Raw genomic sequence first — 20,447 nt, 5'->3', positions numbered from 1 at the left:
ATTTGGATACACCAATCACTCAGCGCTTGTCTTTAATTACTTAAGGAAAAGATCACGGAAGTTTTGTGTTGTTGTCGTAGCAACTTCTGTCAAAGAGATGCCTTTCAACTGAGCGATATATTGTGCAACTTCAACCACATAAGCAGGCTGATTTTGTTTACCACGATGAGGAACCGGAGCCAGATATGGGGAATCGGTTTCAATCAATAAACGCTCTAATGGTAAAGCTTTAACCACTTCCTTAAGCTCTGTAGCCTGACGAAAAGTCACTATACCGGAAACCGATATATAGAAGCCAAGCTCCATTGCACTTTCTGCAAACGCCATATCCTCTGTAAAGCAGTGAATAACACCGCCGCATTTTTCAGTATGGCCATTTCGCAAAATCGCAAGAGTATCTTCACGAGCCTCACGGGTATGAATAATCAGAGGCTTATCAACTTCAACAGCCAGAGAAACCTGTTGCTCAAAACGAAGCCTTTGTAAATCCGCTGTTTCTGGCTTGTAGTGATAATCAAGCCCGGTTTCACCAATCGCGACCACTTTAGAATGTTTAGCAAAATGGTGGAACTCATCCAGCGCAAATGGGCTTTCTACATCCAGAGGATGTACACCGCAAGAGGCATAAACGTTATCAAATGGCGTGATCATTTTGATCATTTCTGGAAATGCATCCAGTGTTACACCAACAGACAGTATCTCAGTTACTCTTGCCTCATTGGCTTTATTGATAACATCAGAGATGTCGTGATGCAGCTCTTCGTAATCAAGTTTGTCGAGATGACAATGAGAATCTACGAACATATTTCCTCGTGTAATTCTAATACCCAGTTTGTAAATAATAGCTCAGTATTTAAGCCCGTATAGGTAACCAGTTGCTCTCTTAGTTTGTTCAGTCTGTTACTGAACTCGTAAGCATTCTGATAACTAATATGCTCCGCAAGTAACGTGCTTGCGCCACATAACCCGGTTTCCACAACGCCAAAATGTACCTTCTGGATATCAGACAATAGTAATGCTAACCAATAAAGGCTTTTTAACGGCTCTTCTTTGATGCACTTAAATAGTTTAGGCGTGTCCGGGATGGACTTAACTATCTCTTCACTAAAACACTTTTCCAGCTCAAAGTAGCGATCGCTGTCTCCGTCAGTAAAGAACTCAAGCGCTTTTAGCGGAGCTCCTTTGCTCAACCTGATTCCATTGTAAGATACAGGCTTTTCGCAGTTAGATTTAAGCCAATCGTAAGTTATCTCTATATTCGGCTCAGCAATATCCCATAACTGACAGCGGCTTATTATCGTTGCCAGCAATTTGCTTCTGTTGTTTGATAGCAATAAAAACAGGCAGTTTTCTGGCGGCGACTCTAAGGTCTTCAGCAAGGCATTAGAAGCTGACTCATTCATCGCTTCTGCTGGCTGGATCACGATAACTCGCTTCCCACCTAATTGTGAGGATTCAAGCGCCCAACGGTTACATAGGCGAATCTGATCAACAGTAATGCTCTTCCCTTCAGATTCAGGGGCTACCCAGTGAATATCAGGGTGGTTTTCAGACTCACTCAACGCACAGGAGTGGCAAAATCCACAAGGTTCTGATTTTGATTCTGTACAAACCAGAGTGCGAACATAGTGTTTCACCAGGCTAGAAATGCCCATACCTTCTGGTGACGAGCAGAGCATAGCGGCAGGCGCTCTGTCAGCAACAGATAACGCTTGCCATTTGTTCCAAACCGGTAATAACCAGGGATAGATTGAAGTCATTTTAACGGTTTACTGTAAGCCAGTTTTCAAGCGCATTGACAATATCACCTGTCACTTCCTCTATCGTCTGGCCTGCATTGATGGTAATAACGCTGTTGTCGCTACCTGCTAGCTCCAGATATCTTTCACGGGTACGCTCGAAAAAGCTGATATCCATTTTCTCGATTCTATCTAGCTCTCCACGCCCACGAGCACGCTCTAAGCCCAGCTTAGGGTCAATATCCAGATATAACGTCAAATCCGGCTTAAACTCACCCAGCGTAACGTTTTTAAGTGTCTGCATCACATCACGATCCAACTGACGACCTCCACCCTGATAAGCCTGAGAAGACATATCATGACGGTCACCAATTACCCACTGCTGCTTTGCAAGTGCCGGCTTGATAACATTTTCTACCAACTGAGCACGCGCTGCATACAGCAGCAACAACTCACTGATATCCTGTAGCTCTTCGCCTTCGTGCTCTTCTTTAATCAATGCACGCATTTTCTCTGCCAGAGCTGTGCCCCCCGGCTCACGTGTCTTAGCGAGGTCCTGGATACCATGTTTATTTAAAGTGGCTTCAATAGCAGCGATTGCCGTACTCTTGCCCGCGCCTTCAAGCCCTTCTACTACAATAAATTTTGCGTTGCTCATGATTTATTTTTTCTTAGCTGTTTCAGATAGGCGCGCACAGCTCTGTTGTGCTCCACCAATGTTTTCGAAAAGACATGTCCGCCCTTACCGCTTGCGACAAAGTATAAGTATTTTGTCTCATCAGGGTTCACCGCCGCTTCGATCGAAGCCTCTCCGGCCATCGCAATGGGTGTTGGTGGCAATCCGTTAATGGTGTAGGTGTTATAAGGTGTCGGTGTCTGTAAATCTTTTTTCCTGATATTACCTTTATATTTATCACCCATACCATAGATAACTGTAGGGTCTGTCTGGAGACGCATACGACGGTTCAGGCGGTTAACAAATACAGAAGAAACCTGTTTTCTTTCAGATTCGACAGCGGTTTCTTTCTCAATAATCGAAGCAAGTATCAATGCTTCATATGAATTTTTCAGAGGAAGCTTGTCCTGGCGGCTTTCCCATGCAGCATTTAGCACAGAAGTCAGTTTGTCATTGGCGCGTTTAAGGATATCGAGATCAGACGTTCCGGCCGTGTAGTGATAAGTTTCCGCAAGAAACAAGCCTTCAAGTTTTTCGCGTTCAATACCAAGCTTATCAGCAATCTCTTTCTCCGAAAGTTCATCGATTGTATGAACTAACGATTCAGACTGCTTCAGAATGTCTCGCCACTCACTGAAACGACTGCCTTCGACAAAAGTGATCGCAAACTGGTGCTCTTTACCTTCTGCTAGGAAAAGTAGCGCAGAAGTTAAGGTCATATCTGGCTGAAGCTGGAATGTACCTGCTTTTACATGAACCAGTTCGGGTTTCGCCCTGCGAACAAAGCGGGAAAAATCACTAGGCTCAATCCACTGGTTCGCTTCAAGCTGCTTCAAAACTCCTTGAAAGCTAGTACCACTCTTAATGGTAATAATCGAAGGTTGTTGAATATTCAATGGCTGTTCGAGGTATTTTTCGACCTGCCCCAATCCATAAAAAACGCCACCTGCCGCTAAAGCAATGGCAATAAACACCAGAAATAATAATTTCTTAATCACGAACTCTGACTCTCCTGAAAACGTCGTGTAATTGGCCCTATAGGAAAGGCCTTATTGTTTATTTTCGTCACCGGGGCAACGCCTAATACAGAGTTAGTCATAAACACTTCGTCTGCACTGTTTAAATGGTCCAGCTCGAAATCTCCTACCAGTACTTTTAAACCGTTAGATTTCGCATCCTGAATGATTAGCCGCCTAATAGTTCCGGCGACACCACAATGCTCCATGCTTGGTGTGTAGAGCTTTTGACCTTTGACCCAGAACAGATTTGCCATCGTAGTCTCAACTACGTGGCCATTGATGTCCAGAACCACAGCATCCGGATAGCCGGATTCATCGGCCTCAGCTTTTAATAATACCTGCTCAAGACGGTTATTATGTTTGTGTCCTGCCAACATCGGAGTATGCCCAAGTCGGCGCTCGCAAACGCCAAGCTCTACGCCATTTTCACGCCAATCCAGATAGTGCGCAGGAAATGGAAACGAGCTGACTGTAACAACTGGTTCGTTAGCTCCAGTAGCGCTATAACCTCTTCCACCCTCACCACGGGAGATATGAAGCTTTAGACCTGCGTACGGGTCTGTAGTTGCTATATCATTCAACCAGCCTTCAATAACCTTCCAATCTGGAAGTTTAATTCTAAGCAGGCTCAGGCAGGCTTCCATTCGCTCTATATGCAAAGGCCAGTTTTGTATCTTACCATCCACTGTCAGCATGGTGGTAAAGCAACCATCGCCATACTGAAATGAGCGGTCTTTTACCGATATCGAATCTTTCGGCTTTCCATTAACCAAAATCATCATTTGCTTTCCTCGAGCGTTTTACCATTTTGGCAAAGGAAGCTAGGTAATTGTTCCGTAAAACGCCACAAGTACATCCATGTAGGCTCCGACTTTTCTTCCCTGAAAAGTAGGTTTACTCCACAACCACCCAGCTCCCTTAGATACCTTGTAAGTTCTTGGGCTACATAAACCTAATAAAGGATTACCGTGTGTACCCGATGGAATGAACATGCCTGAACAATGAGACATCATCAACACGCATAAATAACATTAGCGGTTCATGGAATCGGGTACATTCGGTGATTCTTTCTGCTCTGAATTACCAGCGTTCAAAACAAAAGCGGCTTAATGCTACGCGCATCAAGCCGCTTGAAAATAATTTTATTAGACTTAGATTCTAAATCCAATCTTTATCATTAAATCTTCTTAAAGATTAGAGAACCGTTAGTACCGCCGAAGCCAAATGAGTTACACAGAGCGTACTCCATGTTTTCCACTTTACGAGCAGTATTTGGAACCAGATCCATATCACAGTCATCATCTGGGTTATCCAGGTTGATTGTTGGCGGAACCATCTGATCAACAAGAGACATAACAGTGATGATAGCTTCAGCAGAACCTGCCGCACCCAGTAGGTGACCAGTCATCGACTTAGTAGAAGAAACCAGTACCTGCTTAGCACCCTCTTCACCAAGTGCACGCTTGATACCTTTCAGTTCAGCGACATCACCCGCAGGCGTTGAAGTACCGTGCGCATTAACGTAACCAATTTGCTCACCGGTTACGCCTGCATCACGCATAGCGGCTTCCATTGCAAGCGCACCACCTGAACCATCTGAGCTTGGAGAAGTCATGTGGTAAGCATCACCACTCATACCAAAGCCAACTAGCTCACAGTAGATTTTCGCGCCACGTGCTTTCGCGTGCTCGTACTCTTCAAGAACCATCACACCCGCACCATCACCAAGAACGAAACCATCACGGTCTTTATCCCAAGGACGAGAAGCCTTTTGTGGCTCATCATTGCGGGTAGACAGCGCTTTAGCCGCACCAAATCCAGCCATACCCAGTGGAGTGGATGCTTTTTCTGCACCACCAGCCACCATAGCTTCTGCATCACCGTATGCAATCATGCGAGCTGCATGGCCGATATTGTGAAGACCAGTCGTACATGCTGTAGAAATAGCAATGTTTGGACCACGTAAGCCTTTCATAATTGATAAGTTACCAGCAATCATATTTACAATGGTTGATGGTACAAAGAATGGGCTAACCTTACGAGGACCTTTGGTCGTTAACGCTGTATGACCGTTTTCAATCAGCTCAAGACCACCAATACCAGAACCAATCGCCACACCAACACGTGCTGCATTTTCTTCTGTTACTTCCAGGCCGGAATCATTTAGTGCCTGAACACCAGCCGCAATGCCGTACTGGATAAATAGATCCATTTTACGAGCATCTTTTTTAGACATGTACTCTTCGCTGTTAAAGTCTTTTACCAGACCAGCAAAACGAGTTGTGAATTCTGACGTATCAAAATGTTCGATATTAACGATACCACTTTGACCTGCTAGCAGGGCTTTCCATGAAGATTCTACTGTGTTGCCTACCGGCGACAACATACCCATGCCAGTGACAACGACGCGACGCTTGGACACGATATTATTCTCCGGGATTGATTTAAGTTGAGAGGATTTAAAGATATTAGGTAAAACTCAGGCGGTCAAGGGTGACCGCCTGGAAGAGAATAATATTACTGAGCGCTGTTTACGTAGTCGATTGCAGCTTGAACAGTAGTGATTTTCTCAGCTTCTTCATCAGGAATCTCAGTGTCGAATTCCTCTTCTAGAGCCATTACTAGCTCAACTGTGTCTAGAGAATCAGCGCCTAGATCGTCAACAAAAGAAGCTTCGTTCTTAACTTCAGCTTCGTCTACACCTAGTTGTTCAACAATGATTTTTTTTACGCGTTCTTCGATGTTGCTCATTTTTTCTTTTCCTTTACAGATTCGCTCTATGCGATAGTTTTCCGTAGTTTATTCAAACTTTTCAAAGTTGCAAGAGAGACCATGCTGGTCAAACCACAATTTTTACGAATTTAACCGAAATTAGATACATTTTTGACTTAAATCATGTGCAAATTTCACACAAAAACTTAAACCATGTACATACCACCATTCACGTGAAGTGTTTCACCAGTGATATAAGCAGCATCCGGAGATGCCAAAAATGCCACTGCTGAAGCAATTTCACGAGGATCGCCTAAACGACCTGCAGGCACTTGAGATAGTGTAGCAGCACGTTGCTCATCGTTCAGCGCTTTTGTCATGTCAGTTTCAATAAAACCAGGTGCAACAGTATTCACTGTAACACCGCGTGAAGCGACTTCACGTGCCATTGACTTAGTAAATCCAATTACACCCGCTTTAGCAGCAGCGTAGTTGGTCTGACCAGCATTGCCCATAGTACCAACAACTGAACCAACATTAATGATACGTCCGTTACGTTTTTTCATCATTCCACGCAATACAGCCTTAGAAAGACGGAAAATAGCCGTAAGGTTAGTATCCATGATATCTGTCCATTCGTCATCTTTCATACGCATCAACAGGTTATCACGGGTGATACCGGCATTGTTTACCAGAATGTCGATAGCACCAAATTCTTCGTTAATTGCTTTCAGCACAGATTCAATAGATTCTGGCTGAGTCACATTAAGAGCCATACCCTTGCCGTTTTCGCCAAGGTATTCGCTGATAGCCGCTGCGCCATTTTCGCTTGTCGCAGTACCAATTACTGTGGCACCGCGTTCAACCAAAAGTTCCGCGATTGAGCGGCCAATTCCACGGCTAGCGCCTGTAACTAGCGCAATTTTGCCTTCTAGAGTCATTTTTATTACCTCAACGATTATTTTGCTGCGTCTAACGTCGCAACATCGTTTACCGCAGCAGCAGTAAGCGTTTTAACAATACGCTTAGTCAAACCAGTAAGTACTTTACCAGGACCAAGTTCAAGCAGCTTTTCTACACCATCTTCGCTCATCTTCTGAACGCCTTCTGTCCAGCGAACCGGGCTGTATAGCTGGCGAACAAGCGCGTCTTTGATCTTCGCAGGATCCGTTTCAGCAATAACGTCAACATTATTGATCACTGGGATTGCAGGCGTATTAAATTCAATAGCTTGCAGAGCTGCTTCTAGTTTTTCTGCCGCAGGTTTCATAAGCGCACAGTGAGAAGGAACAGACACAGGAAGAGGAAGTGCACGTTTCGCACCCGCTTCTTTACATAATGCGCCAGCGCGTTCTACAGCCGCTTTGTTACCAGCAATAACCACCTGACCAGGTGAGTTAAAGTTAACTGGTGATACTACTTCGCCTTGAGCCGCTTCTTCACATGCTTTTGCAATAGCATCATCCGCAAGACCAATGATCGCATACATCGCACCAACGCCAGCAGGTACTGCTTCTTGCATTGCCTGACCACGAAGCTCTACCAGCTTGATCGCTTCTTTAAAGTCGATAACACCCGCGCACACTAGCGCAGAGTACTCACCAAGGCTATGACCAGCCAGATATTCAGGCTGCTCAAGACCAAGCTCCTGCCATACACGCCAGATAGCTACAGAAGATGCTAGCAGCGCAGGCTGAGTGCGAAATGTCTGGTTTAAATCTTCTGCAGGACCATTCTGGATTAACGCCCATAGGTCATAGCCTAGTGCTTCAGATGCTTCTGCAAATGTATTTTTTACAACTTCGTACTGTTCGCCAAGCTCAGACAGCATTCCTACTGCTTGTGAACCCTGGCCCGGAAATACGATAGCAAACTTGCTCATAGTTATTTTTCCTTTAAGCAACTCAACATAAAATATGTATTAAGAAAAAGGATGGTTGAAACCACCCTTTAATTTTGAATCAAATTAAAACTTTACTAGTGCAGAGCCCCAGGTAAACCCTCCACCGAACGCTTCCAGCAGAAGTGTCTGACCTCGCTTGATTCGGCCATCTCGTACAGCTTCATCCAGAGCCGTTGGTACTGTCGCGGCCGACGTATTACCATGACGATCAAGGGTAACAACCACCTGCTCCATTGGCATTGCCAGCTTCTTAGCGGTAGCAGAGATAATACGCATGTTCGCCTGATGCGGAACTAGCCAGTCTAGCTCTGACTTATCCATGCCATTTTCTTTCAAAGTCTCTGTTACCAGACGTGACAACTGAGTCACTGCGACTTTAAATACCTCGTTACCTGCCATGTGTAACCAGCTATTAATATCGTCGTTATGTTCCCATTCACTGTCGATCTCTTCACGACGGTTAGGGTATTTCAGGCTCAGCAGATCGCCAAAGCGACCATCTGCATTAATTGTGGTAGACAAAATACCTGGTTCTTCACTTGCACCAACAACAACCGCACCCGCAGCATCACCAAACAGGATGATGGTCGAGCGATCGCTTGGGTCACAAGATTTTGAAAGTGCATCAGAACCTATCACAAGAACGTTTTTGCAATGGCCTGTTTTAATATACTGATCCGCAACAGACAGTGCATATACAAATCCTGAGCACGCTGCCGCCATATCAAATGCAGGACAGTGCTTGATACCAAGATTTGCCTGAACCTGACAGGCTGCAGATGGGAAGGCATGCGAACCACTTGTGGTTGCAACAAGAATCATATCGATATCGTTCTTATCGATTCCCGCCATATCAATAGCGTTGCGAGCTGCTTCTGTTGCCATATCCGCAACAGTTTCATTTTCTGCTGAGATTCGACGCTCTTTTATACCTGTTCGGGTAACGATCCACTCATCGCTTGTATCTACCATTTTCTCCAAATCTGCGTTAGAACGCACCTGAGACGGCAGGTAGCTGCCTGTACCTAGAATTTTACTAAACATGAAGACTAATAGTGCCTCTCGAGTAAGACCGCTTCTAAACGATCACTTATTTGGCTGGGTACCTGTCTTTTGACCTCGTGTACCGCCTCACCTATTGCATTGATAATAGCAGGTATATCAGCGCTTCCGTGACTTTTTATCACGATGCCGCGCAATCCTAACAAACTTGCACCATTATACTGGTCGGGGTTCAGCGTTTTTAGCTCATTAAACAGTTCAGAGAACAGTTTTCTTGCGATCCAGCCTTTTATGTTAGACGCCATCATGTGCTCTTTCAGCTTGGCAATAAATAGATGCGCAACACCTTCGCAGGTTTTAAGACAAACATTGCCAACAAAGCCATCACACACAACCACATCCGCAGCATCGTGAAGAAGCTGATCACCTTCAATGTAGCCAATGAAGTTAACCGATTTAGTTTTGCTGAGCATTTCTGCGCAGCGCTTAACTAAATCATTCCCTTTTATATCTTCTTCACCGATATTTAAGATGGCGACGCGAGGAGGCCGATTCAAGTGTTCTTTGGCTAAAGCACTGCCCATCACGGCAAATTGGAACAAAGTATCCGCATCTACCGACACGTTCGCGCCGAGATCCAGTAGCCAGGTTTTGTTTCTCTGTGCTGTAGGTAGGGCTGAAACCAAAGCTGGTCTTTCTATACCAGGCAACAGTTTTAACCGGAATCGGGATAACGCCATCAATGCGCCGGTATTGCCACCACTGAGACAAGCATCGGCTTCGCCGTCAGAAACAGCGTCAATAGCAATACGCATGGAACTTCCTGCACTATTTCTAAGTGCAAGGGATGGTTTTTCAGAATTTGAAATGACACGATCAGCATGTCGGATTGACAGGCGTTCGCTGGGTAAAGTCTTTAGGTGTGCTAACTGTGTTGTGATCTCACCCTGATCACCAACAAGAATCACTTTTAGCTCTGGGAAATGCGACAATGCCTGCACGGCGGCAGGCACTGTGACGCGAGGACCGAAATCCCCGCCCATTGCATCAAGTGCAACGGTAATATTTTGCAAAAGGCAACCTTACTTGTTGATTACCTTTTTACCACTGGTAGTAACCGTCAGCAGTCACGTTGTGACGCAGGTGAGTTTCACCTGAAGTTGCGTCTACAGAAAGTGCAGCTGAAGTTAGTGCATCGTGTGAACGACGCATACCACGCATTGAGCGTGACTTTTTACTCTTTTGTACGGCCATGGACCCTACTCCTATGTTATTCTTAAAGGCTTATCGCTTTAAGTTTTTTAAAACTTCAAACGGATTCGGCTTCTCTTCCACAATTTCTTCCGGAAGGTCACCAAACACCAAGTTGCTCGAATCAACGCTACAATCCGCTTCATCGTGCATTGCTACTTGAGGTAATCCAAGAATGAACTCGTCTTCAACTAATTGTATGAGATCAACTTCACCGTACTCGTTCAGATCTACCAAATCGTACTCTTCCGGTGCGTCCTGCTCACTTTTCTCACTGTAATAAGGAGTATAAGTAAACTGAACTTCGCACTCATGTGCGAAAACCTCGTTACAACGCTGACACTCTAAATCGACTTCGACGTTAGCTTTACCAGAGATAACGACTAATCGCTGTTCATCAAGCTCAAATGACAATGAGACTTCTGCGTCGCGTTTTACGCCTTCGACCGATTCAGCTACACGCTTCAACAGGCTAACTTGAATAATACCATTATAATCAAGTCGCTTCTGAGCTGCTTTCGCCGGATCAACCGTTCGCGGTATTTTTACCTTTTGCATAGGGCGCGAATATTAGCCTTCAATTCGCTTCGAGTCAAAGGAAAAGGCAAAAAACTTACGCTTTTTTTCCTCTCGAAGTATTATGGTTACCAAGATACCTAAAGCAGAATTTTTCTATGCCAAATCTAAACCTTATTCTTGCCTCAACCTCCCCTTTTAGAAAGTCCATTTTGGAGAAACTAGGCGTTAGTTTTACTGTCGCTCAGCCAGACTTTGATGAAAGTCCATTCAACAAAGAAAAACCAGAACAATTGGTTAAAAGACTAGCGCTAGGCAAAGCAAAAAGCTGCTTTTCCAGTTCTCCGGCAGTGATTATCGGTTCAGATCAGGTTTGTGTTATTGATGGCGAAATTGTTGGCAAACCTCATACAAAAGAAAAGGCTATTGAACAGCTTTCAAAAGCAAGCGGTAAGCAAATTCACTTTTATACTGGAGTTGCTGTTTACAACACCCAAACTGGCAGCGAGCAGGTTGAACTCGATACCTTTACTGTCCATTTCAGAAATCTGACTCATCGGCAGATTGAAAGCTATATAAATAAAGAACAGCCATTAAACTGTGCCGGCAGTTTTAAAAGTGAAGGGCTGGGAATAGCGCTGTTCAACAAGTTAGAAGGGAAAGATCCGAACACACTGATCGGCCTTCCCCTGATCACTTTGATTGATATGCTAGCTAAAGAAGGGATTGAGGTTCTCTAACCGGCCCCCTACCAACTAAGCTTTGCGTAAACCTGAAAGAACCTTTTCCAACTGATTACCCATCGGTGCAGAGATATCCATCTCTTTCTCTGTACCCGGATGAGTAAACTTGATATTCGCGGCATGCAGGAAAAGTCTGTTTAGGCCGAATTTCCCCGTATAAGCATCGAAACGGCGATCACCATATCGGTCATCCCAGGCAATCGGGTGACCAGTATATTGAGTATGCACCCGGATCTGGTGTGTTCTTCCGGTAATCGGACTCGCCTGAATGAGCGTAGCGTCCTTGAACTTCTCAAGTATCTTGAATCGGGTTTCCGATGCTTTACCGTTTGGGTTTACACGAACAATACTGTTCACCTCATTTTTAAGCAGTGGCGCATTGACAGTACGGCAGCTGTTTTTCCACTCGCCCATTACCAAAGCGAAATAATACTTCTGCACCGTTTTTTCTCTGAACTGTGCCTGCAAATGTCGTAGTGCAGAACGTTTTTTGGCGACCAGCAAAATACCCGAAGTATCTCTGTCTATACGATGCACCAACTCCAAAATCTTGCCTGTGGACGCAGAGCACGCAATGCTTCAATAGCACCAAATGACAAACCACTCCCACCGTGTACCGCTGTACCGGAAGGTTTATTAAGGATCAACATGTGGTCATCTTCATAGATGATGCAATGCTCAAGCTCAGCCACTTTGTTTAGCTTAGTATTTGGCACATCAGCCTGTGCAGTTTCTTCCACTTTTACCGGTGGTACCCTTACCAGATCACCCGCCTTAAGCTTATACTCTGCCTTGATGCGTTTTTTATTTACCCGCACCTCTCCTTTACGAATAATTCTGTAAATCAGGCTTTTGGGAACATTTTTAAGCTGATTACGCAAAAAATTATCAATACGCTGCCCAGCCATATCTTCGTCTATTTCTACAAACTGGACTTTGGTTTTTATCTCATTCATTCGCTCTGGCTCAGAAAATCTGTGTGTTCCGGGGTTGTCATGGTGTTTTTCACCAAGCGCGACATTCTAAAAAATATCCGACCGAAAGGGAAACTTAAGTTGTAATTTCCTAATTCAGGCCTACCTGTGAATAAAGTTAGGGATTCAAATTGGACAAAAATAAACCAAATGCAATATTTCCCATATTTTTCAATACAATAAAAACAAGAAAAATCGGTCTGGTTCAATTTTTTATCCTGTTTATAACAAAGCAGATTGCCGTGTTTTCTTCACGCTGCTATAGTTCACGTTTGTAATGGACGGATTGGTTATATTTTACACTTTTTCCGACAATCCAGAGCATAAAAATAATGCAATATGAGTAGACTACTTCATTTTTCGACTGCAGCAGCGGCGTAAGACATTCGGGATGAGGTGTACTTGTCGTTCTACTCATCGTTCACTGATGTTGAGTTATATACCACCCAAGACGTGGATCAGGTATCAAGACTGTAATGTATATCTGATGACTGGAGTGTCCCCGAGCATCCCTTCCAGCCGAGAGGTTGCATCCGTAAACCATGGGATCTGGCACCATCAGTATCGAAGCAAAGCGACAAGTCAGCTGATATAAAAGAAGACAACGAGAATTTCTACAATGAAAAGAATGTTAATTAACGCAACTCAGAAAGAAGAGTTGCGTGTCGCTTTGGTTGACGGCCAGCGACTTTTCGATCTTGATATCGAAAGTCCAGGTCATGAATCAAAGAAGGCCAATATCTATAAAGGCCGCATCACCCGCATCGAACCAAGTCTGGAAGCCGCATTTGTTGATTACGGCGCTGAAAGACACGGTTTCCTTCCTCTAAAAGAAATTGCCCGCGATTACTTCCCTGAAGGTTACACCTATCAAGGCCGCCCTAGCATCAAAGAAGTGCTAACGGAAGGCCAGGAAGTTATTGTACAGGTTGAGAAAGAAGAGCGTGGCAGCAAAGGCGCTGCTCTAACTACTTTCATCTCACTTGCTGGTAGTTATCTTGTTCTTATGCCAAACAATCCTCGTGCTGGCGGTATTTCTCGCCGAATCGAAGGTGATGAGCGTACACAACTTAAAGCAGCACTTAGCACTCTTGACCTGCCGCAAGGCATGGGGCTGATTGTTCGTACTGCTGGTGTAGGTAAAAGTGCTGAAGAACTGGAGTGGGATTTAAACGTACTTCTGAATCATTGGAATGCGATTAAAGAGGCGTCTGATGCGAACCCTGCTCCTTTCCTAATTCATCAGGAAAGTAATGTTATCGTACGTGCGATTCGAGATTACTTGCGTCGCGATATTGGTGAAATCCTTATCGATAGCAACACTATTTTCGAACGTGCACGCCAACACATCCAACTTGTTCGCCCTGACTTCTTAAATCGAGTTAAGAAATACGAAGGTGAAGTGCCACTATTCAGCCACTACCAGATTGAAAGCCAGATTGAATCTGCTTTCCAGCGTGAAGTTCGCTTACCATCTGGTGGCTCGATTGTAATTGACCCAACAGAAGCACTGACTTCTATCGACATCAACTCCGCTCGTGCAACAAAGGGCGGTGATATCGAAGAAACGGCTCTGAATACTAACCTTGAAGCCGCTGACGAAATTGCACGTCAACTACGTCTACGTGACCTTGGTGGCCTTGTTGTAATCGACTTTATCGATATGACACCAGTACGCCACCAGCGTGAAGTTGAGAACCGTCTGCGTGAAGCCGTTCGTATGGACCGCGCTCGCGTTCAGATTGGCCGAATTTCACGTTTCGGACTTCTTGAAATGTCTCGCCAGCGTCTGAGCCCTTCTCTGGCAGAAGCTAGCCACCATATCTGTCCTCGCTGTTCAGGTACTGGTGTTGTGCGTGACAATGAATCTCTGGCACTTTCTGTACTTCGTCTAATTGAAGAAGAAGCACTAAAAGAGAACAGCGCTCAGATACTAGCAATTGTACCTGTTGCTATTGCTTCGTACCTGCTTAACGAGAAACGTCGCTCCATCAATCACATCGAGAAACATCAGGATGTGAAGATCATTATCGTTCCAAATTCAGACATGGAAACTCCTCACTTTGAAGTGATCCGTGTGCGTGAAGGTGAACAACAAGATCTGCTTTCTTACCTGCTTCCTAAGAAACTAGAAGCAATGAAAGAAGCTGAAGAAAAAGATCCATCTGAAGCTGAAATTAAGCCTAAGAAGATTGAAGAGCCTGCACTTAAAGGCTTTGCTGCACCAGCTCAGTCTGCTCCTACTCCTGCTCCAGCACCACAACCAGCTGCTGCACCTGAGAAGAAAGTAGAAGAAACTGAGAACAAGCCAGGTGTTATCACTCGCCTGTTCAAAGCTCTGGGTAGCTTCCTGTTTGGTTCTTCTGACGCTGAAGCGAAGAAGAAAGAAGAGGAAGAAAAACAGAAGCAAGAACAAGAGAAGAAAGATCGCAATAACAATCGAAACCGCCGTGACAGAAATAACCGTCGTCGCAGCGGAAACCGTGATAATCGCGATCCGAACAAGCGTAAACGCCGCCCTGCAAAGGCTGATGAAGCTCAGCAAGAAAAAGCGACTGAAGGTCGTAAAGAGCAACAGAACCGCAAACCTAAGCAGGATAGAAAAGCGAAACCTTCAAAGGTTGCTGAAGAAGGCAAAAAGCTGGCAGCAGATGCTGGTACTGAGAAAGGTGCTGAAGAGAAAACTGCTCAGGTTAAACAACGTCGCCAACGCCGTCAGCTTAAGAAGCAGGTTCGCGTTAAAGATCAGGTTGCAGCAGCAGAGCAAGCAGCAACAACCGAAGCTACGGTTGAAGCTAAAGTTGCAAAAGCTGAAGCAGACAAGCCTAAGCAAAAAGCACCTCAGCAAGGTGAAGAACGTGAAGAAGGCAAACAACGCCGTAATCGCCGTTCTCCTCGTCACCTGAGAGCAAATGGTCAGCGTCGCCGTCGTGGACGTGACCGCAGACCTAACCCATTCCGCCTACGTAAAGGTGGGGTTGCTTCTCCAGAGATGGCAATGGGTAAAGTTATGCCTAGGTACGACCTTCCTAAGCCACCGAAGCGTAAAGAACGTCGTAATAAGAACGAGAAAGTTGAACTGCCTGTACTTGGCGGATTCGCTTGCCCTGAAATGGCAATGGGTAAAGTGATTATCAGTCGCCCTGTTGTTGAGCAAGCTCCGGTAGTTAAACCTGCTGTTAAAGATAATCCGGTACAAGCTGAAGTAGTTGAAACCCCAGTGGTAGAAACTCCAGTAGTGGCAGAGCAGCCTGCTGTACAGGAAACCGCTCCTGTTATGGCTGAGGCTCCTGTTGTTGAGCAAACTGAAGAAGTTACTGAAGCTCAGGCAGTATCCGAAATACCAGCGAAAGCAGAAACTATCGAGAAGAAGGCATTTACTGCACAAGTATCTTCTCCAATGGCGAAAGCACCTGGTCCACAGGAAATCAAAGAGATTGAAGTGATAGCTGCTCCGTTCCGTGAAGAACGCTACCAGCCGAAAGGCGCAGGTAGTCAGGTAGCAACCAATCAGGCATCGTCAGGAATGACAAAACCTGAAGGTTATTAAGCTACTGGCTTTGATTTAAAAATAGAAGAGGCTGCCGAATGGCAGCCTCTTTTTTATATAGTCATTCAAGAATCAAAATGGTCATGGTTCCACAAACCGCTCGAGACATCCCTGTACGCTTAAACAAGGGCGTCCATACCCTTGTATGTTTGTTCCACCACAACCATTCCGATTATGTCGAGACCTAGCGTACAGCAACAATTACCCCGCCTGTAAAGTCCCATACAAAGTTTGATATAAGCCCGGTTCATTAACGAGTTCATGGTGCTGACCAGTCTGAATCACTTTCCCGTCTTCAAGCACATAGATTAGATCTGCCTGTTTTACTGCAGAAAGCCTGTGAGCAACAATCAGTGTTGTTCGCCCTTCTAAGAACTCTGTAAGCGCAGAATGCAAAGCGGCTTCTGTTGAGGTATCCAGAGCCGATGTTGCCTCATCAAGAATAACCAACTCTGGGTTTGCCAATACCATTCTGGCAATAGCAAGCCTTTGCCTCTGACCTCCTGATAGACGTATACCCTGTCTGCCTAGTTCGGTTTCAAGCCCAGAAGGCTGTTCTTCAACAAATGCTTTTAACTGCGCTACTTCCAGAGCATGCCATAGGCGATCATCTGCTATTTCGTCACCAAGCGTAAGGTTCTGCCTTAAACTGTCGTTAAAGATCATCGGTTGTTGCAATACAACCGCCATCTGTTTTCTTAACGCTTCGTAACTCACCTGCTCTATCGGATAACCATTAATTAAGATATCACCACTGTTTTTCTGATAGATGCCAAGCAAAATCTGAATCAGTGTAGACTTCCCTCCCCCAGACGCGCCAACCAGAGCAACCCTTTTGCCTTTTGGAATGTCCAGATTCAAGTTTTCCAACACCTGCTTTTCATCATCATAAGAAAAAGAGACATTACGAAACTCAACATCAATAGCCTGATCCTGATTAAAAGGATTTACCTGAGCAACTGGTCTGAATTCTTCCTCTAAAGCCAGAATATTGTTCAGCCTTGTCATAGCAGCAGACGCACTAAACCAGGCATATTGAATACTCAGTAGTTCCTGAATTGGACCAAGCATAAACCAGAGATAACCAAAAACAGCGATGATCTGCCCTACAGTCAAATCACCCCATAACACCATCACCATGGCTACGGCGCGAAAAATTTCAAAGCCAACGAGGAACAAAGAAAACGATAGGCGATTGGCAGCATCCGATTGCCACGCATAACTGTCGGCATCATTTCTTATAAGATCCGCATCGTGTTTTAAACGCTTGAGATATTCCTGTTCCCGGTTAGAAGCTCTTAATTGATATAGCCCATCCAGCGTTTCAACCAAACGTTGCTGAAAACGCTCAAAAGACTGATTTTCATGTTTTTTGAGCGCCTTTACTCGCTGACCCATTTTACGAGACAGATAAATAATTACCGGGTTCAGAAGAATGATAAACAGAGCAAGACGCCAATCAAGCCAGAATAGAACCAGAGCAACTCCAACGGTGCTGAGTAAGCTAACAACAAACTTGCTAAGTGTAGAACCAATAAAGCTATCAATAGTTTCGATATCGGTAACCAGATGCGAAGTTAGCCCACCGCTTCCTCGCTCTTCATACTGGCGCATGCTGATGCGACCAAGCTTATCCAGCAGTTGCTTGCGCAGATAACAAGTCAGAGTCTTAGACACCAGCGTGAATTGTCTTGTCTGCAAGATATTCAGAGCCTGACTCGCCAGCCTCATAAAGATAACAAGAAACAGAACCAGACCAATGTACCCCTGATTAGTATGCAGACTCTCGGGTAAAAGCTTACCTAGAAGTTCTAAGCCACCAGCGGGCTGCCCTAGTAGGACTTCATCGACGATCACCGGCATTAACAGCGGAATAGGCACTGCAATCACGGCTGCGAATATCGCAATTAGGTTTGCAAAGATAAGTTTGTTTTTGTGTTTTTTGGCTTCAGTTAACAGCCAACTTCTATTTATTCTTATTTGATTGTTGTTCACATATATCTCACATAAATAAACGCCATAACCTAATAGTAGGCTATGGCGATAAAGTTAGTATGTACCTGAATTATTTAAGGTACCTCTAAGCGACCTAGAATTGGTAATCCAATGATACACCCCAGTTTCTTCCAGGCTGGCTGTAGAAGTCTTTGTTGTCGTCTGCATCCAACCCTCTCACGTCCTGATAAGTCCAGTATTTCTTATCAAACGCGTTAAACAAACCTGCTGATATAGTAAGGTCTGTTACTGGTTTGTAGTACGCCGTAATATCCATTACGCCATAACCAGCACTATCGATCTGTTCTTCGTCAGACCAAGCATCTTTTTTAGCTGCTAGTTTCAATGAAGCTAGTGTTCCGAAGCCTTTCTCAACATTGTCATAGCCCAATCCGATAATAGAAGAAAGAGGTGCTACAGAGTCAAGAGATTTGCCTGTGGCTTGATCTTCACTATCAAGATAGGTAATAGAAAGTCGGGTATATAAACCTTTTGGAGCGTACGACACTGCTTTATCCAATCGCACGGTTGTACTGAACTCCACGCCTGATATATCAACTTCATCCCGGTTTACGATGGTAAATGCATCACGGTCAGGGTCAGGGTCAGGGTCAGGGTCACCATTATCGACATCTTCTGAGTCAATAAAATCACGATATTGAGTAACAAAACCAATGAGTTCTAGATTTGTTGCATCGCCTTGATGGCGGAATCCAATCTCGTAGGACGTACTGGTTTCTGCTTTTAAATCAGGATTTGGGATGTAATCCGCACCAGTATCATACTCGTAATATAGCTGTTCTACAGTAGGCGCTTTGAAACCCTGGCTAATCTGGGCAAAAGTACTTAGCTCACTGTTCAGGTGATAAACCGCACCCACTTTACCTGTCCAGGCATCGTTACTATTTTTGCTGCGAGTCGTTGTGAAACCATCGTCCGAAGACGGATCTGCTTCGAACGAATCGTAGCGAATCCCCGCATTTAACACTAGAGTGTCCTCGAGCAAGAAAGCATTGTCTTGCAAGAATACACCCCATTGCGTCACCTTAGCATCAGGTATAGTTGTCGCACCCGGCTGACTGGTTCCGTTATCATGGTAAATATCTACGTTATCCAGCGAAAAATCTGTGCCTATGTAAGTCAATCCGTAGGTAAGCTCATGACTTGCACTATCAGTAAAGATGACTTTGTTAAACTGACTATCGAACTGAATAGACTCATCTTTCGCCTGGCGTAAGCGAGTTCGGTCGCCGTTGTATCCAACCATTCCCATATAGTCGGTCACAGTTGCAAAGTTTTCATTAGAGGTTTCTGTTGTCTGGAAGTTCAGAGCAACAAACATCTCATCAAAGGCAACATTTGGCTTAGTTAGCTCATAATTAAGGCCATAGCGGGTTCTTACCGTATTATCGGTGCTACGAGAGTTATCATAACCAACCACTGGCATTCCCATGTATTGAGACGTGTAGTTGCTACTTCTTGAATCTTCATCGTAAGTATAGTCATAACGCTCAAACACAAAACCAATTCGGTTTGTGTCATTCAGACGATAATAAACCTTGCCTAGAACGTTATTCAGGTCTTTATCTGCTGGGTTCTCTAATCCACGGTCACTGCCATCAATATCAGCCCCGTCACCATAGGTTTCCAGCTCATGGCCTTGTGCATAAGTACCAATAAGAATGGTTTCCAGGTCACCTCGACGCATCGCCCAGGTTAGCGTATTTTTAAACTGATCATCAGCTGAAAAGTAGCTCGATTTGATACCGAATCTAGACTCCTCACCATCCGTCACTAAAAAGTCCGAAGGATCTTTAGTTTTCATAGAAACCACACCACCCATAGCGTCTGAGCCGTATAGGGTCGAAGATGGCCCTTTGTTGATCTCGATACCCGCTAATGTGTCGACTTCTATTGCATTGGGATAGATAGCCTGAACACTACCTCCTCCTGGATTAAATGGTGCTGTTTGTTGAACCCCATCAACTACCGTTTTCACACGGCCTTCATCCATACCTCGAATATTGAAGCCAGATACACCAAATCGGCCTGAAGTTGTTGCTTCTACACCGGGGGTGTATTGAACTGCATCGTAAAGATCTTTAGAAAGTGTTTTATCCAGATCTTCGGAAGAAACTGATTCAATAGAAGCAGACACATCAGATTTGTTCTGCTCTGTTCTGGTTGCGGAAACCACAACTTCATCAAATGTATAGGATTCTTCCGCTTGAGCCACTGCTGGCAGCATTAATGATGCAGTCAATGCAGTACTCACTGCCGCCGCTAATTTTGTTGTCTTAAACATTATTATTCCATATTTTGGGCGCACGAAGCCTATAGCGGACAGCAAACCTGCCCACTAACTAA

At 44.7% G+C, this 20,447-nt stretch carries 16 protein-coding genes and 2 pseudogenes; 2 read left to right on the top strand and 16 right to left on the bottom strand.

Annotated features, from left to right (window positions below):
* Positions 1 to 36: 36 nt before the first annotated feature.
* The 13 genes and pseudogenes from P7F88_RS16805 to yceD form a co-directional block, all read right to left on the bottom strand.
* Positions 37 to 804, bottom strand: a complete 768-nt coding sequence (locus P7F88_RS16805) for a TatD family hydrolase (protein WP_277826534.1) — start codon at positions 802 to 804, stop codon at positions 37 to 39.
* On the bottom strand, positions 795 to 1,760 hold the full coding sequence (gene holB / locus P7F88_RS16800; RefSeq protein ID WP_277826532.1) for a DNA polymerase III subunit delta': 966 nt from the start codon (positions 1,758 to 1,760) through the stop codon (positions 795 to 797). The genes P7F88_RS16805 and holB overlap by 10 nt, the downstream gene beginning before the upstream one ends.
* A gap of 1 nt (position 1,761) precedes the next feature.
* Positions 1,762 to 2,397, bottom strand: coding sequence for a dTMP kinase (gene tmk, locus P7F88_RS16795; protein WP_277826530.1), 636 nt, complete (start codon positions 2,395 to 2,397; stop codon positions 1,762 to 1,764).
* Entirely contained in the window at positions 2,394 to 3,413 is a 1,020-nt protein-coding gene (mltG, locus tag P7F88_RS16790) for an endolytic transglycosylase MltG (protein ID WP_277826528.1), read from the bottom strand. Before mltG ends, tmk begins: the two co-directional genes overlap by 4 nt.
* Positions 3,410 to 4,213, bottom strand: a complete 804-nt coding sequence (gene pabC / locus P7F88_RS16785) for an aminodeoxychorismate lyase (protein WP_277829211.1) — start codon at positions 4,211 to 4,213, stop codon at positions 3,410 to 3,412. The genes mltG and pabC overlap by 4 nt, the downstream gene beginning before the upstream one ends.
* 398 nt (positions 4,214 to 4,611) lie before the next feature.
* Complete coding sequence (gene fabF / locus P7F88_RS16780) at positions 4,612 to 5,856, bottom strand: beta-ketoacyl-ACP synthase II (protein ID WP_277826526.1); 1,245 nt, start codon at positions 5,854 to 5,856, stop codon at positions 4,612 to 4,614.
* Between the two features lie 95 nt (positions 5,857 to 5,951).
* Positions 5,952 to 6,185: an acyl carrier protein gene (acpP, locus tag P7F88_RS16775; protein WP_004406112.1), complete on the bottom strand. Its 234-nt coding sequence runs from the start codon at positions 6,183 to 6,185 to the stop codon at positions 5,952 to 5,954.
* A gap of 167 nt (positions 6,186 to 6,352) precedes the next feature.
* Complete coding sequence (gene fabG, locus P7F88_RS16770) at positions 6,353 to 7,087, bottom strand: 3-oxoacyl-ACP reductase FabG (protein ID WP_277826524.1); 735 nt, start codon at positions 7,085 to 7,087, stop codon at positions 6,353 to 6,355.
* A gap of 17 nt (positions 7,088 to 7,104) precedes the next feature.
* Positions 7,105 to 8,028 (bottom strand): ACP S-malonyltransferase, encoded by a 924-nt coding sequence (gene fabD / locus P7F88_RS16765; RefSeq protein ID WP_277826522.1) that lies wholly within the window; start codon positions 8,026 to 8,028, stop codon positions 7,105 to 7,107.
* Between the two features lie 84 nt (positions 8,029 to 8,112).
* Positions 8,113 to 9,093 carry a beta-ketoacyl-ACP synthase III gene (locus P7F88_RS16760; RefSeq protein ID WP_277826520.1) on the bottom strand — a complete coding sequence of 327 codons (981 nt, stop codon included), beginning with the start codon at positions 9,091 to 9,093 and terminating at the stop codon, positions 8,113 to 8,115.
* Between the two features lie 5 nt (positions 9,094 to 9,098).
* Positions 9,099 to 10,124, bottom strand: a complete 1,026-nt coding sequence (gene plsX, locus P7F88_RS16755) for a phosphate acyltransferase PlsX (protein WP_277826518.1) — start codon at positions 10,122 to 10,124, stop codon at positions 9,099 to 9,101.
* A 9-nt stretch (positions 10,125 to 10,133) separates the two neighbouring features.
* A pseudogene (gene rpmF / locus P7F88_RS16750) lies at positions 10,134 to 10,305 on the bottom strand (50S ribosomal protein L32).
* A gap of 30 nt (positions 10,306 to 10,335) precedes the next feature.
* Positions 10,336 to 10,860, bottom strand: coding sequence for a 23S rRNA accumulation protein YceD (yceD, locus tag P7F88_RS16745; RefSeq protein WP_277826516.1), 525 nt, complete (start codon positions 10,858 to 10,860; stop codon positions 10,336 to 10,338).
* Positions 10,861 to 10,976: 116 nt separating this feature from the next.
* On the opposite strand from yceD, the gene P7F88_RS16740 reads away from it, so the two are divergent.
* On the top strand, positions 10,977 to 11,558 hold the full coding sequence (locus P7F88_RS16740) for a Maf family protein (RefSeq protein WP_277826514.1): 582 nt from the start codon (positions 10,977 to 10,979) through the stop codon (positions 11,556 to 11,558).
* A 15-nt stretch (positions 11,559 to 11,573) separates the two neighbouring features.
* Here P7F88_RS16740 and rluC read toward each other — a convergent pair.
* Positions 11,574 to 12,517 (bottom strand): annotated as a pseudogene (rluC, locus tag P7F88_RS16735) (23S rRNA pseudouridine(955/2504/2580) synthase RluC).
* A gap of 637 nt (positions 12,518 to 13,154) precedes the next feature.
* Here rluC and rne point away from each other — a divergent pair.
* A complete protein-coding gene (gene rne / locus P7F88_RS16730; RefSeq protein ID WP_277826512.1) occupies positions 13,155 to 16,085 on the top strand; it encodes a ribonuclease E in 2,931 nt (976 codons plus the stop codon).
* A 201-nt stretch (positions 16,086 to 16,286) separates the two neighbouring features.
* On the opposite strand, the gene P7F88_RS16725 is transcribed toward rne, so the two are convergent.
* On the bottom strand, positions 16,287 to 18,080 hold the full coding sequence (locus tag P7F88_RS16725; RefSeq protein ID WP_422128119.1) for an ABC transporter ATP-binding protein: 1,794 nt from the start codon (positions 18,078 to 18,080) through the stop codon (positions 16,287 to 16,289).
* Positions 18,081 to 18,174: 94 nt separating this feature from the next.
* Positions 18,175 to 20,385, bottom strand: a complete 2,211-nt coding sequence (locus P7F88_RS16720) for a TonB-dependent hemoglobin/transferrin/lactoferrin family receptor (protein WP_277826510.1) — start codon at positions 20,383 to 20,385, stop codon at positions 18,175 to 18,177.
* Positions 20,386 to 20,447: the final 62 nt, after the last annotated feature.

Origin of the sequence: Vibrio hannami (assembly GCF_029589055.1) — a bacterium.
GTDB classification, from domain to species: Bacteria; Pseudomonadota; Gammaproteobacteria; order Enterobacterales; family Vibrionaceae; genus Vibrio; species Vibrio hannami.
Note: the sequence above shows the minus strand (reverse complement) of the source record. Positions and strands in the feature narration are given on the sequence as shown.